The 13,720-nt window shown below is 37.8% G+C and carries 13 protein-coding genes, 1 tRNA gene and 1 rRNA gene; 13 read left to right on the top strand and 2 right to left on the bottom strand.

Features of this window, described 5'->3' with window-relative positions; genetic code table 11:
* The 8 genes from NTU58_01015 to NTU58_01050 form a co-directional block, all read left to right on the top strand.
* Positions 1-901: M50 family metallopeptidase (locus NTU58_01015; GenBank protein ID MCX6764272.1), on the top strand; the 901-nt coding region annotated here is incomplete at its 5' end.
* A 27-nt stretch (positions 902-928) separates the two neighbouring features.
* On the top strand, positions 929-3,319 hold the full coding sequence (gene ppsA / locus NTU58_01020; protein ID MCX6764273.1) for a phosphoenolpyruvate synthase: 2,391 nt from the start codon (positions 929-931) through the stop codon (positions 3,317-3,319).
* A gap of 23 nt (positions 3,320-3,342) precedes the next feature.
* Entirely contained in the window at positions 3,343-4,236 is an 894-nt protein-coding gene (locus NTU58_01025; protein ID MCX6764274.1) for a fructose-1,6-bisphosphatase, read from the top strand.
* A 22-nt stretch (positions 4,237-4,258) separates the two neighbouring features.
* Positions 4,259-5,503: a class II fructose-bisphosphate aldolase gene (locus NTU58_01030; protein MCX6764275.1), complete on the top strand. Its 1,245-nt coding sequence runs from the start codon at positions 4,259-4,261 to the stop codon at positions 5,501-5,503.
* A gap of 42 nt (positions 5,504-5,545) precedes the next feature.
* Positions 5,546-6,016: a hypothetical protein gene (locus tag NTU58_01035; GenBank protein MCX6764276.1), complete on the top strand. Its 471-nt coding sequence runs from the start codon at positions 5,546-5,548 to the stop codon at positions 6,014-6,016.
* A 68-nt stretch (positions 6,017-6,084) separates the two neighbouring features.
* Positions 6,085-6,309 (top strand): ferredoxin, encoded by a 225-nt coding sequence (locus tag NTU58_01040; GenBank protein MCX6764277.1) that lies wholly within the window; start codon positions 6,085-6,087, stop codon positions 6,307-6,309.
* A 12-nt stretch (positions 6,310-6,321) separates the two neighbouring features.
* Positions 6,322-7,032: a 50S ribosomal protein L25 gene (locus tag NTU58_01045; GenBank protein MCX6764278.1), complete on the top strand. Its 711-nt coding sequence runs from the start codon at positions 6,322-6,324 to the stop codon at positions 7,030-7,032.
* Between the two features lie 5 nt (positions 7,033-7,037).
* The gene (locus NTU58_01050; protein ID MCX6764279.1) at positions 7,038-8,468 is read left to right on the top strand and encodes a lytic murein transglycosylase; all 1,431 of its coding nucleotides are present in this window, start codon (positions 7,038-7,040) and stop codon (positions 8,466-8,468) included.
* A 57-nt stretch (positions 8,469-8,525) separates the two neighbouring features.
* Here NTU58_01050 and NTU58_01055 read toward each other — a convergent pair whose 3' ends face one another.
* The gene (locus NTU58_01055) at positions 8,526-9,275 is read right to left on the bottom strand and encodes a PCRF domain-containing protein (GenBank protein MCX6764280.1); all 750 of its coding nucleotides are present in this window, start codon (positions 9,273-9,275) and stop codon (positions 8,526-8,528) included.
* A gap of 2 nt (positions 9,276-9,277) precedes the next feature.
* The gene (rpmE, locus tag NTU58_01060; GenBank protein MCX6764281.1) at positions 9,278-9,508 is read right to left on the bottom strand and encodes a 50S ribosomal protein L31; all 231 of its coding nucleotides are present in this window, start codon (positions 9,506-9,508) and stop codon (positions 9,278-9,280) included.
* A 225-nt stretch (positions 9,509-9,733) separates the two neighbouring features.
* On the opposite strand from rpmE, the gene rpsB reads away from it, so the two are divergent.
* The 5 genes from rpsB to NTU58_01085 all read left to right on the top strand — a co-directional run bounded on the left by rpsB (position 9,734) and on the right by NTU58_01085 (position 13,608).
* Positions 9,734-10,495: a 30S ribosomal protein S2 gene (gene rpsB, locus NTU58_01065; GenBank protein ID MCX6764282.1), complete on the top strand. Its 762-nt coding sequence runs from the start codon at positions 9,734-9,736 to the stop codon at positions 10,493-10,495.
* 21 nt (positions 10,496-10,516) lie between these two features.
* The gene (gene tsf / locus NTU58_01070; GenBank protein MCX6764283.1) at positions 10,517-11,101 is read left to right on the top strand and encodes an elongation factor Ts; all 585 of its coding nucleotides are present in this window, start codon (positions 10,517-10,519) and stop codon (positions 11,099-11,101) included.
* 6 nt (positions 11,102-11,107) lie between these two features.
* Positions 11,108-11,470: a hypothetical protein gene (locus tag NTU58_01075; GenBank protein ID MCX6764284.1), complete on the top strand. Its 363-nt coding sequence runs from the start codon at positions 11,108-11,110 to the stop codon at positions 11,468-11,470.
* Between the two features lie 156 nt (positions 11,471-11,626).
* A tRNA-Thr gene (locus tag NTU58_01080) sits at positions 11,627-11,698 on the top strand.
* A gap of 405 nt (positions 11,699-12,103) precedes the next feature.
* A 16S ribosomal RNA gene (locus NTU58_01085) occupies positions 12,104-13,608 on the top strand.
* Positions 13,609-13,720: the final 112 nt, after the last annotated feature.

The raw sequence follows: 13,720 nt of genomic DNA on the forward strand, positions 1-13,720 counted from the left end.
TCCATTTGGCGCTTTTGTTAAGATTTGCGGAGAAGAGGGAGAAGGAAACAAGGAACCTTGGAATTTTTTAGCTAAACCAATTTGGCAAAGAATGTTGATTATATTAGGAGGAGTAGTCAGTTTCTGGATAATTGCTGTAATTATTTTATCTTTTGTTTCGGCTCTGTGGGGGATACCTACGGGAGTAGACGATGATGAAGAATACGATGCTTTAAATCCAAACATTATAATCTCCGAAGTTTTAAAAGATTCGCCAGCCCAAAAAGCAGGAATAGAAATGGGAGATTCTATCAGAATAATGAAATTTGAAAATAATGAAATTTCTGTTAACAAAGTGAAACAAGTGCAAGATTTTTCTGCTTCGCATAAAGGAAAAGAAATTACATTAATTTTAGATAGAGGAGAAAAAAATTTACAAACTTCATTGGTTCTATCTTCTTCCTCTGCTCCTATGGGCGTTGGCTTGACAAGGGTAATTTTTATAAGATCTCCTTGGTATAAAGCTCCCATTGAGGGCGTTGTCGTAACAAAAAAATTAACAATAGGCGCAATTAACGGTTGGATTCAAATCTTTTCAAGTTTAATTAAAACAAAAGAATTGCCGCCAGGAGCGGAAATAGTGGGACCGGTAGGAATTACCCATCTTTTTTATAAAATGTCGAAATTGGGCGTTAATTATATTTTAATGTTTATATCGCAAGTCGCTATTTTTCTGGCCTTAACCAATCTTTTGCCGATTCCGGCTTTAGATGGCGGAAAAATGCTTTTTTTGACAATAGAAGCTATAAAAGGCAAGGCCGTAGATTCCAGGTTGGAACAAAAAATAACAACTGTTTGTTTTGTTCTGTTGATTTGTCTTTTAGTGGTCGCCACCATTAAAGACATAATCAGAATATTTTAAAAATTAAACTCTAAATAATAAATAAATATGGAAAAAAAATATATTCTTTGGTTTGAAGAAATTACCTCAAAAGACGTTCCTTTGGTTGGAGGAAAAAACGCTTCTTTAGGAGAAATGTTTTCTCAATTAAATCAAAAAGGAGTAAGCATCCCAGACGGGTTTGCGTTAACAGCCGAAGCTTTTTGGTATTATTTAAAGGAAAATAAAATTGATATTAAAATAAAGGAAGCTTTTGGCAGATTTAACCCAAAAAGCTTGGAAAGTTTAAAAATAACCGGAAAAACTTGCAGGCAATTGATTTTAAAATCCGAATTCCCCGAAGACCTTAAAAAAGAAATTTTGGAGAGTTATCAAAAATTATCTCAAAAATATAATAAAAAACAGGTTGACGTGGCGGTAAGAAGCTCGGCCACTGCCGAAGATTTGCCGTCGGCTTCTTTTGCCGGCCAGCACGAGACTTTTTTAAATGTTTCCGGCTCCGAAAAATTATTAAAAGCCATCAAGGATTGCATGGCTTCTTTGTTTACCAATAGAGCGATTTCTTATCGGGATGAAAAAGGATTTGACCATCTTAATATTGCCTTATCCGTTGGAGTGCAAAAAATGGTGAGGTCGGATTTGTCATCGGCCGGTATTATGTTCAGTTTGGATACGGAAACCGGTTTTAAAAACGTGATTTTAATTAACGGAACTTTTGGTATCGGAGAAATGATTGTCAAGGGTCAAATAACTCCCGACCAATTTTATGTTTTTAAACCCACCCTGAAGGAACCCTTTAAGCCGATAATTTCCAAAAGCATAGGCAGAAAAACAAAAAAATATGTTTACGGAAAAGGCGGCGGATTAAAAGAAGCAAAAGTTTCCAAGAAAGACCAGTTAAAATTTTCCATAAGCGACGAGGAAGTTTTAACCTTGGCAAAATGGGCCTTGATTATCGAAGACCATTATTCCCAGAAAGCCGGAAAATGGATGCCCCAAGACATGGAATGGGCAAAAGACGGAGAAACCGGGAAAATTTTTATTGTTCAATCCAGGCCCGAAACAATTCACGCAATAAAATCCAAGGTTAGCGTTGAAGAATATCATATAAAAACAAACCAAAAAGCGCTCCTAGAGGGTATTGCGGTGGGGAACAAGGTTGTTCAGGGGAAAGTTAAAATAATTTCCGATATTTCCAAGATGATGCAATTTACAAAAGGGGAAATTTTGGTAACTAAAATGACAGACCCTGATTGGGTTCCCTTAATGAGAATATCTTCGGCGGTTATTACTGACGAAGGGGGCAAAACCTGCCACGCGGCGATTGTAGCTCGGGAATTGAGCATTACTTGCATTGTCGGGGCCAAGAGAGCCACCAAGGTTTTAAAAAACGGCCAATTGGTGACTTTAGATTGCAGCCAGGGACTTTCGGGCCGGGTTTTTTCGGGAAAAGTTCCCTTTAAAATCGAAAGATATAATTTAGATGAGATTCCCAAGCTACCGGTAAAAATAATGGCGAATATCGGAGCTCCGGAAATTGCTTTTAAGTTTGCTTCTTTACCCGTTGACGGGGTCGGATTGGCCAGAGAAGAATTCATTGTTGCCGAAAAAATAAGGATTCATCCTTTAGCTTTGTGTCATTTAAATAAAATAAAAGATAAAAAAATAAAAAAGGAAATAGAAGAAATCACTTTCGGATACAAAGATAAAAAACAATATTTTATTGATAAACTGGCCGAAGGCATTTCCCATATTGCCTCAGCTTTCTATCCCAAGCCCGTTATTCTTCGTTTGTCCGATTTTAAAACGAATGAATACAAGGGATTGATTGGCGGCGAATATTTTGAAGGAGAAGAATCAAACCCGATGCTGGGTTTTCGGGGCGCTTCGAGATATCTTGACCAAGAATTTCTTCCGGCCTTTGAAATGGAGTGCCAGGCTATTAAAAAAGTGAGAGAAACTTTTGGATTGGATAATATTGTCGTAATGATTCCTTTTTGCCGGACTCCCGAAGAAGGAAAAAAAGTAATTCAGCTAATGCAAAAAATGGGATTGGAAAAAGGAAAAGACGGCTTAAGGGTCATTGTAATGTGCGAGATTCCTTCAAACGTGATTTTAGCGGAAGAATTTTTAGAAGTTTTTGACGGGATGAGCATAGGCTCCAACGACCTGACCCAGTTAACAATGGGCATGGACAGGGACAATGCCAGGATTTCTCATATTGCCGATGAAAGAAATTTAGCCGTTAAAAAAATGATAAGAAAGGTGATTAAGCTTTGCAAAGAAAAAGGAAAATATTCGGGAATTTGCGGAGAAGCGCCCAGTATTTGGCCGGAATTCGCCCAATTTTTGATTGAGGAAGGAATTGAAAGCATTTCTTTGAATCCGGAATCCGTGATTAAGACCATTTTAAGCTTGGCTCAGCTTAATAAAAAATGATATAATGATATAATAAAAATTTTATGAATCTCGACGATTATTTGAAAAAAAACGGGCATTCTAAAGAGCTGAGAGGTTTAGTTAATGTTATTGTTGACCAGATAAAACCCATTAAAGATGAATTTTTGGGTGGCGGCGAAAAAACCAGTATTTATAATATTTATGGGGAGGAACAGATAAAGCTTGATAAAAAAGCCAATGAAATATTGCTCAAAGCTTTTCTTGATTCTAAGCTGGTCAAACAAGCAGGCAGCGAAGAAGAAGAAAGCGTGATTCAAATGGATTCTAAGCGAGGCCATTTTGGCGTTACAATTGACCATCTTGACGGGTCATCTCTTATTCCCACTGATTTGGCCGTAGGAATTATCGTTTCTATCTACGAAAATGGCGATATAATGAGCGGACCAAAAAATATTACTCAGGCTTTCTACATTTTATTGGGCCCGCTTAACTTAATGGTTTTTGCCGATAAAAATGGCGTATCTCAATTTGTTTATAATAAAAAAGGAGTTTTTAATTTGGTAAAAGAAAAATTAATTATTCCGGAAGGAAATTTATATTCTCCGGGCGGACTCAGGAAGGAATGGACAAGTTCTCACAATTCCGTTATTGGTGATTTAGAAAAAGAAGGCTTTAAACTTCGCTATAGCGGTTCATTTGTGCCTGATTTTCATCAAGTATTGATTTATGGCGGTATTTATACTTATCCCGCCTTGATTGATAAACCGAAAGGAAAGCTCAGATTGCTTTTTGAAGTGGGACCCATGGCTTTTATAGCCGAAAAAGCTCAGGGAGCAGCTATTGACGGCAAGAACCGCATTTTGGAAATTATTCCCACCGAGGTTGATCAAAGAACCCCGGTATATATCGGGTCAAAGAAATTAACAGAAAAATTGAAAGAAAAGCTATCATTATAGCTAAAATATTTTTTAATAAAAAATGAAAGAAAATATTGAAAAGTTAGTCTATGAATTAGTTTTTGAAAATAATAAAGAGGCAGCCGAAGAAATCAAAAAAAGAGCCAAGGCCCAAGGAATAAAATTGGCCTCCACTTATAATTTATACAAAGCCAGGGCAAAAAACGAATGGAAGGGCTTTTCTGTTCCGGCTTTTAATATCAGGACTTTGACCTTTGATACCGCTAGGGCGGTCTTCAGGCAAGTTTTAAAGAAAAAAGTAGGAGCTTTCATTTTTGAAATAGCCCGTTCTGAAATTAGCTATACCGACCAAAAAATGTCGGAATATGTTCCTGTAATATTGGCAGCGGGAATAAAAGAAGGATTTAAGGGAAATTTGTTTTTTCAAGGAGACCATTTTCAAATTAAGGCCGAAAAGTTTTTCGATGATAAGCAAAAACAGGAAGAACTTTCAGTTGTGAAAAAACTCATTAAAGAATCAATAGAGGCTGGAGCTTATAATATTGACCTTGATTGTTCCACCTTGGTCAAGTTGGACGAAAAAGACCTAAGGGAGCAGCAAAAATATAATTTTGAGTTGACAGCTCTGCTGACTTCTTATGTCCGGGAAATAGAGCCAAAAAACATTGTAATTTCAATTGGAGGGGAGGTGGGAGAAATTGGAGGAAAAAACAGCACTCCAAAAGACCTTAAAGTTTTTGTTGAAGGATACAACGAAGAAATTAAAAAATTCGGCAAAATGAAAGGCTTGATAAAAATAGCAGTCCAAACCGGAGCAACCCATGGAGGAATTGTCCTGCCCTCGGGAGAGATTAAAAAAGTGGATATTGATTTTGAGACCCTAAATAAACTCTCAAAGGAAGCTCGAAAACATGGGATGGGAGGAGCGGTCCAGCACGGAGCATCAACCTTGCCGGAAGAATATTTTGATAAGTTCGTTAAGGCGGAAGCGGTAGAAATTCATTTGGCAACCGCTTTCCAGAATATAGTTTATGACAGCCCTTATTTTCCGGCTCAATTAAAAGAAAAAATATCCGACTGGTTGAAGAAAGAAGCGGAAGGCGAACGAAAGCCGGACCAGACGGAAGAGCAATTTTTTTATAAAACCCGGAAAAAAGCCTTGGGACCGTTTAAAAAAGAAATATGGGCCATTCCTCAAAAAGCCAGAGATAAAATTTCTGAAGAATTAGAAAGTAAATTTGCCCTTATCTTCGATGAATTAGATGTGGAGGGTACCGTAGATTTGGTTGAAAAATATTCTTTTTAAAATTTCAAAAAACTTTTTATTAAAAATAAAAAAATAAAAAAAATGAAAACCAAAGTCAAAAGCAAAAATGCTTTTAAAATTATTTTATGGATTTTATTATTATTTTTGACAATCGTTCTTTTTTGGCTGGTTAGAAATTGGATAATTTTGAAAAATTACGAGGCACAAAACGTTGCCATTTCTACCGACAAAGCGAATTATCAGGAAGAAGAAGCTTTAAGATTAAAAATAAAAAACGAATCCAGGGATACGCTTTGTTTTTCTAATTTTTTTCCTTATTTTTTGGAAAGAAAAGAAGACAGCAGGTGGTCGCTTTATAAATACGTGCCCTTGCAAAATAAAGATTTAATTGTAAAATGCATGACAGCCGGAGAAATCAAAGCTTTTGAAACAATATTGTTCGGGGGAAAGGGGATTCATCGCATTGCTATTCCTTTTTGCGCCAATTGTCAGGTTGGAGCGGAGTTTCAAGCCAATAAAATATATCATTCTAACGAATTTACAATCGAGTAGAATGTAAATTCGTTTACGATTAAATAATATAACCAGTTTATATAATTAAGCAGTATAAATCTAAAAAAATGAAAATTATTCAAGAAGAATCAAAATGTATCGGTTGCGGCACTTGCGCGAGTTTGTGCGCTAAATACTTTGAAATGAGGGATGACGGCAAGGCCCATTTGATAGGGTCAAACTTGATAGACAAGGAAAGCGAAAAATACGAGAAAACAATAGAAGAGCTTAGTTGCGCCAAAGACGCGGCCGAAGGATGCCCGGTTCAATGCATTGAAATAAAAAATAAATAAAAAAATAATAAAATGTTAGAAATTAACGCCAATATCAGAAAGGAGGCCGGCAGAAAAACAAAAAAACTCCGAAAAAAAGGAGTTTTGCCTGCCGTTGTATACGGGTCAAAAATGAAACCCGTATCTTTGGAAGTGGAAAGCAAAAGTTTCGGAAAAACGTACAGCAAAGCCAAGGGAAGTTCTCTTGTGTCTTTAAAAATAGAAGGAAAAAAAGAAAAATACTTGGTTTTAATTCATGATTTCCAGAAAGACCCTTTAACCGGGAAATTTATTCATGTTGACTTTTATCAGCCTTCCTTGAAAGAAAAAATTCAAATTAAAATTCCTTTAGTTTTCGAGGGAGAATCGGAAGCAGTAAAGAGCTTGGGAGGTACTTTGATTAAAAACATTGCAGAACTGGAAGTCAGGGCTTTGCCTGAAAATCTTCCCCATGAAATTAAGGTGAATATAGGAAAAATTAAAACCTTTGAAGACCATATAAAAATTTCAGACTTGGAAATTCCGGAAAACGTGGAAATATTAAAAAACCTCGGAGAAATTGTGGCTTCCGTGGTACCGCTGGCAAAAGTGGAGGAAGAACTGGAAAAACCGATAGAAGAAAAAATAGAAGAAATAGAAAAAGTAGAGAAGAAGAAGGAAACGGAAGAGTTAGAAACAGAAGAAGAGAAAAAAGAGAAAAAAGAAGAGAAAAAAGAAGAAAAATCTCAAAAAAATAAACAATAAAAAATATGAAGCTTAAAATTTTACAAATACTCCTGGTATTTGTTTTGGTTTTGGGCTTTGCTTTGCCGGCTTCCAAGTTTTTTTTAAAAGCAAACGAAAATTTGGAAGAAATTTGCCAGATAGATAAGCTTGATAAGGACTGTGAAAGTCTTTCGGCGACTGATTGCCGGCAACTTTTAGAAAAATGCGAAATTTATTTTCAAGAAAAAAGCGATAAAATCGCAGAGGATATCGGCAAAACAGAAGCTGAAAAGAAAACCTTAAAGAACCAGATTTCTGTTTTATCCGGCAAGATTACAAAGCTGAATTATCAGATTGACCAAAATAATATTATGATAAGAGACTTAGGTCTCCAGATTAACGACACCCAAGGTTCTATTGACAAAACTACCCTAAAAATTGAAGAATCAAAAAGCCAGTTGGCTGAGGTTTTAAGAGAGGTTTACGAACAAGACCAAAAATCAACGATAGAAATTTTAATCGGCAATGAAAAACTTTCTGATTTTTTTGATAACCTGACAGCCTTGGAATCTTTGAATGAAAAAAACCAGCAGCTTTTAGAAGATATTAAAAATTTAAAAAATTCATTAGAAGATCAAAAGAAGTCTTTAGGGGATGAAGAAGGACAACTAGAGTCAACGGTTAAATTGCAAATTCTTCAGAAAGCAGAGAACGATAAAAACAAAAAAGATCAAGAATATTTTTTAAAACTGACCGAAGCTGAATACCAAAAATATTTAAAAGAAAAAACAGAGGTTGAGAAGCAAACAGCGGAAATCAGGTCTCGAATTTTTGCGTTAATTGGAGTTGCCAAGGCTCCAAGTTTTGGAGAAGCGGTTGAACTGGCTAAGTATGTTGAAAAAAGTACAGGGGTTAGGGCTGCTTTTCTTCTAGCTATTATTAGCCAAGAATCAGCCATTGGAAGGAATGTTGGCCAATGTGTGCTTACTGATCTTAAAACAGGAGATGGAAAAAAGTTATCTAGCGGGGACTTAGCTATTAGGGTAATGAAACCGACCAGAGACGTTTCTCCTTTTTTAGAGTTAACATCATCCTTAGGAAGGGATCCGTATAATACCCCAGTTTCTTGTTGGATACCCATGTATTCTAAGGGAAGCCCTTATGGCTGGGGTGGGGCAATGGGTCCTGCTCAATTTATTCCTTCAACATGGAACTTGTATGCTGATAAATTAAAAACTCTTCTTGGGTTGTTTGCCGACCCCTGGGCAATAAAAGATTCTTTCACGGCAGCAGGGCTATTTTTAGCTGATTTGGGAGCTTCAGCCCAGACTTCGGCAAAAGAGAGCAGTGCGGCTTCAAGGTATTATGGCGGGTCATCCGGTTACACGGCTGGTGTAAAGGCAAGAGCAACTTGTATCCAGAGTTTTATAGACAACGGAACCATGTCTTCAAATTGCCAGGATATGATTTTTTAGTTGGATTCGTGTAATAAAAAATCTGCCTTTCGGCAGATTTTAATTACCAATTACTCATTACGCGTTACTGTTTTTAAAAGCCTTGACTATTGGCTCTAAATTTCCATCTAAAATTTTTTCCAGATTATGCCAGGATTTTTTTATTCTATGGTCGGTTATCCGGTCTTGGGGAAAATTATAAGTACGTATTTTCTCTGACCTTTCAGCCGAACCTATCTGATTTTTTCGCTCTCCCGTAATTTTTTCTTGCTCCAGTTGTTTTTGTCTTTCAAGAAGCCTTGCCGCCAAAATGCTCATTGCGTTTTCTTTATTTTCCAGCTGATTTCTTTCGGTTTGAGAGGTGACTACCAAGCCGGTTGGCAAATGAGTAATTCTGATGGCTGTTTCTCTTTTATTTACATTCTGTCCGCCCGGTCCCGATGCTCGGTAAACGTCAATTTTTAAATTTTCCGGCCGGATTTGAATTTCCGTTGGTTTTGGTTTCAATAAAACGGCACAGGTGATAGTTGAAGTATGGACTCGGCCGTTTTTTTCGGTTCTTGGAATACGTTGAACCCGGTGAACGCCGCCTTCATGTTTTAAGCTATCCCAAGCTCCCTCTCCTTTTAGTTCGAAAATTACATGTTTTAGCCCCCTCAAAGAAGTAGGATTTATATCCAAGGTTTTTTGCTTCCAACCTCTATATTGAGCGTAATTTGAGTACATTCTGAAAAGGTCTTTGACAAACAAAGCCGCTTCCTCGCCGCCGGTTCCGGCTCTAATTTCAAAAATAAGGGCCTGGGATTCTTTTTTAACTTCATTTTCCATGCTTATTTTTTGCTTTTTTCTTTGGTTTTAGCCTTAGCCAATCTTTTTTTGAATTTTTCGACTCGTCCCATCTTGTCTAGAATTTTATCTTTTCCGGTATAGAAAGGGTGGCATTTAGAGCAAATTTCAGTTTCAATGTATTCTTTTGTTGAACCAACCGTAAAAGAGTTGCCGCAGGCGCATTGGACCTTGGCATTGGGGTAGTATTTGGGATGAATTTCTTTTTTTGCCATAAATTTTTATGATACTTTTAAGTATAATTTATAAAGACAATATAATATTCTAATTTAAATTAATAAAAAAATCAAGAAAGGCAAAGGAAAACGACATGTGTTCCTAAGAGGTCTCTTGATTAATTTTTTAGTTTTGATATATTACACTTATATTGATTTTTGATATATTATTATATATTAGTTTTTGATATATTATTATATGTTTATTATTTTAATAGATTATATATGGCCATATTAAGAGAAGAAAAAGAAATTTTAGCCCATTCTAAAAACGTCTCGGCAGGAGGCGATTTTCAGATTAATGCCGATGAAATGACCAATTGCGGAGTTCATTTCGGTCATCGTACTTCCGGCTCCCATCCCAAGATGAAACCTTATGTTTCCGGGGTAAGAAATAGCGTAAACATTATTGACTTGGAAAAAACAACCGAACGCCTTGAAGCGGCTCTAAAATTCATTCAGGGCTTAATTTCTCAGAATAAAATTTTAATGATAGTCGGCACTAAAATTCAAGTTAAAAGCTTGGTCAAAGAAACGGGCCAAGAACTTGATTTGCCTTATGTTAACGAAAGATGGCTTGGCGGAACCTTCAGTAATTTCAGCGTCATTAAAAAAAGAATAGACTATTTCAAAGATTTAGAAAGAAAGAAAGCGGAAGGGGAGCTTGAAAAATATACTAAAAAAGAGAGAGCCGATTTTGACCAAGAATTAAAAAAATTGGAAATAAAATTCGGCGGTCTTAAAAAAATGGATAAACTGCCCGACGCCGTGCTGCTCTTAGATATGAAAAAAGACTGGGTGGCTTTGGAAGAGGTGAAACAAAAAAAGATTAAAATAATTGCAATCGCCGATACTAATGTGGACCCTACTTTGGTTGATTTTCCAATCCCAGCCAATGACGATGCTTTGTCTTCTGTAAGATATATTTTAGACAAAGTAAAAGAAGTGGTTAAAAAAGCAAAAAAAGAAACGAAAAGCGAGAAATAGTAAAAAATTATTTTTTTAAATATGATTTTAATTGATAAATTAAAACAACTCAGAAAGGAAACTTCCATCTCCATGAGCGATTGTGAAAAGGCCTTGAAAGAAACAAACGGAGATATTGATAAAGCAAAAGAAATTTTAAGAAAATGGGGGAAAGAAGTCTCTTTAAAAAGGGTAAGCCGGGAAACAAAACAGGGAATGGTTGATATTTATTTGCATCCCAACAAAAAAGTCGGGGTAATGCTTCAAATCCACTGCGAAACTGATTTTGTGGCAAAATCCGAAGAATTTAAAAAACTAGCGCACGAAATTTCTCTTCAAATAGCGGCTATGCACCCAATGTTTTTAAAAGAAGAAGAGATACCCGCAGAATTTTTAGACGGTGAAAAAAAGATTTACCAGGAACAGTTTAAAAACTCCGGCAAACCTCAAAAAATAGTTGACCAGATAATTGAAGGAAAATTAAAAAAATACAAAGAAGAGGTTTCTCTTTTATCTCAAGTTTGGATAAAAGATGAAAACAAAACCATAAAGGATTTGATTGATGAGTCTATAGCAAAGATAGGCGAGAATATGGCAATAAAAAAGTTTGTTCGTTACGAAATTTAGTTTTTTATGGAAGAATTAATTGCCAAAATTATATTGGGAACAAGTCTTACCGGAATAGGCGCCATTTTAATCAGAAAAATTCCGCTTTTGAAGGAGCCGGCTTTTCAGCAGATCGACATTTTAGAAGGAAAAAACATTTTTTTAAAAATAAAAGATAAAATCTTAACTTTTAAAATTTTTTCCTCGCCTGAACTATTCTTGCAGAAAATTCTTTCTAAAGTCAGGGTTTTTACTTTAAGATTCGAAAAAAAAATTGAGGACCAGCTTAAAAATTTAAGAGAAAAAGCAAAAGAAAAAAATAATTTAGGAAAGGATGACTATTGGGACGAGGTTAAAAAAAAGAAAGAAGGCGAAGATAAAAAATTTTGAAATAATAATTATGAGTTGTCTCCGGGGATAGCTCAATGGTAGAGCAATCCCGATGTTGCCACCTTAGCTCAATTGGTAGAGCAACAGTTTTGTCCCAGAAGTATCTTTCCCGATGAAATCGGGATTAGAACTTCGGGATCCCGTAAATCTAAACTCGCCGTCCTAGCTCAATGGTAGAGCAACAGTTTTGTAAACTGTAGGTTGTCGGTTCAAATCCGACGGACGGCTCACGAAATGTATGGCGAGTAAGATTTTACTGGGATAAACTGTAGGTTCGCGGTTCGAGCCCGCGAGGTGGCTTTACGGAATTTTAAGAACATCGGGATAAACTGTAGGTTGTGGGTTCGAATCCCTCTCCCGGCTTGAATTGCTTGACCCCCCCACTAATTTTACTAATAAATTTTATGCGCAGTGCGTATGCCCAATAGCTCATAAACCTTTTTTGGCGAAGCGTTGCGCCTCAAGACGGGATGTGGCTATTCGCCACTGGCGCTTCGCAAATAACTCCCGAAGTAAAATTAGTGGGGGGGTTGACAGAGGTTTTTAAAAAAGTAGTATTGAATATACAAGAACATTAAAAATTTATTGTTGTTAATTAAGTGTTAGTGTTTTAGAGTCGTTTCGAACTCTATTTTTATTGAGAGTTTGATCCTGGCTCAGGATGAACGCTGGCGGCGTGGATAAGGCATGCAAGTCAAACGGTTCCGGTTTGCGCAAGCGAATCGGAATAGTGGCGAACGAGTTAGTAACACGTAGCTACTTTCCCCGAACACGGGCATAACTCCGAGAAATCGGAGCTAATTCCCGATAGTCCCCGAGCGTAAGCGAGGGGTAAAGGCGTAAGCCGGTACGGGATAGGGCTGCGGCCTATCAGCTTGTTGGTAAGGTAACGGCTTACCAAGGCTATGACGGGTAGGGGGTGTGAGAGCACGATCCCCAACGAGGGCACTGAGACACGGGCCCTACTCCTACGGGAGGCAGCAGTCGAGAATCTTCGTCAATGGGCGAAAGCCTGAACGAGCGACGCCGCGTGCTCGAAGAAACATTGTTGTGTAAAGAGCTTTTCTGGGGGATTAATCCCGATTTATCGGGATGAATGTACTCCAGGAATAAGGGGTCTCTAAACTCGTGCCAGCAGAGGCGGTAATACGAGTGCCCCAAGCGTTATCCGGATTTACTGGGCGTAAAGTGTCTGTAGGCGGTCGAAAAAGTTTCTGGCTAAATACTTAAAGCTTAACTTTGAGGATGCTGGAAATACTGTTCGACTAGAGGATGTTAGGGGTTGTTAGAACCGACGGTGTAGGGGTGAAATCCGTTGATATCGTCGGGAATACCAAAAGCGAAGGCATTCAACTAGAACAATCCTGACGCTGAGAGACGAAAGCGTGGGGAGCAAAAAGGATTAGATACCCTTGTAGTCCACGCTGTAAACGATGGATACTGGCTATTGTAAGTGTCGACCCTTGCAGTGGCGAAGCTAACGCGTTAAGTATCCCGCCTGGGAAGTATACCGTAAACGTCGAAACTCAAAGGAATAGACGGGGACCCACACAAGCGGTGGACCATGTGGCTCAATTCGACAACAAACGAGGAACCTTACCAGGACTTGACAGACTAGTGAAACCTCTGAGAAATCAGAGACTACCCACAAGGACACTAGTTCAGGTGCTGCATGGTTGTCGTCAGCAGGTGGCTTGAGTTGCTCCCTTAAATGGGGAAACCTGCGCAACCCCTACTCTGTGTTTTATATGTCACAGAGAACTGCCCGAGACGATCGGGAGGAAGGCGGGGATGACGCCAAATCAGCATGGCCCTTTGATGTCCTGGGCTGCACACGTGGTACAATGGCCGGTACAATGGGTTGCTAAACGGCAACGTGGAGCTAATCCCACCAAAACCGGTCTCAGTTCGGATTGAGGTCTGAAACCCGACCTTATGAAGCTGGAATCGCTAGTAATCGCCAATCAGCTATGTGGCGATGAATATGTTCCTGGGTCTTGTACTCACCGCCCGTCACGTCAGAAGAGCTAATAATACCCAATATGCCTGCTTTAGCAGGTCTTAAGGTAGGATTAGTAATTAGGACGAAGTCGTAACAAGGCACCCCTAGGGGAACCTGGGGATGGATCAATTATTTAATTTTAAGTGTCGGCTATAATTGAAATCGGAAATTTGGATTTTAATTATAAGGTATTAATCGAACCGCGGAAAATTGTTTTTAACAATTCCGCGCCTGCGTGAATAGAGAGT

Source organism: Candidatus Nealsonbacteria bacterium (assembly GCA_026396195.1).
Taxonomy (GTDB): Bacteria; Patescibacteriota; Minisyncoccia; order Minisyncoccales; family JAGGXC01; genus JAPLXH01.

What these genes read in the sequence shown, in the direction of transcription:
- rpsB (MCX6764282.1), top strand. Translation starts at nt 9,734, where the DNA reads ATGGCCATATTAAGAGAAGAAAAAGAAATTTTAGCCCATTCTAAAAAC.
- NTU58_01025 (MCX6764274.1), top strand. Translation starts at nt 3,343, where the DNA reads ATGAATCTCGACGATTATTTGAAAAAAAACGGGCATTCTAAAGAGCTG.
- NTU58_01040 (MCX6764277.1), top strand. Translation starts at nt 6,085, where the DNA reads ATGAAAATTATTCAAGAAGAATCAAAATGTATCGGTTGCGGCACTTGC.
- rpmE (MCX6764281.1), bottom strand. Translation starts at nt 9,508, where the DNA reads ATGGCAAAAAAAGAAATTCATCCCAAATACTACCCCAATGCCAAGGTC.
- NTU58_01030 (MCX6764275.1), top strand. Translation starts at nt 4,259, where the DNA reads ATGAAAGAAAATATTGAAAAGTTAGTCTATGAATTAGTTTTTGAAAAT.
- NTU58_01050 (MCX6764279.1), top strand. Translation starts at nt 7,038, where the DNA reads ATGAAGCTTAAAATTTTACAAATACTCCTGGTATTTGTTTTGGTTTTG.
- ppsA (MCX6764273.1), top strand. Translation starts at nt 929, where the DNA reads ATGGAAAAAAAATATATTCTTTGGTTTGAAGAAATTACCTCAAAAGAC.
- NTU58_01055 (MCX6764280.1), bottom strand. Translation starts at nt 9,275, where the DNA reads ATGGAAAATGAAGTTAAAAAAGAATCCCAGGCCCTTATTTTTGAAATT.
- NTU58_01035 (MCX6764276.1), top strand. Translation starts at nt 5,546, where the DNA reads ATGAAAACCAAAGTCAAAAGCAAAAATGCTTTTAAAATTATTTTATGG.
- tsf (MCX6764283.1), top strand. Translation starts at nt 10,517, where the DNA reads ATGATTTTAATTGATAAATTAAAACAACTCAGAAAGGAAACTTCCATC.
- NTU58_01045 (MCX6764278.1), top strand. Translation starts at nt 6,322, where the DNA reads ATGTTAGAAATTAACGCCAATATCAGAAAGGAGGCCGGCAGAAAAACA.
- NTU58_01075 (MCX6764284.1), top strand. Translation starts at nt 11,108, where the DNA reads ATGGAAGAATTAATTGCCAAAATTATATTGGGAACAAGTCTTACCGGA.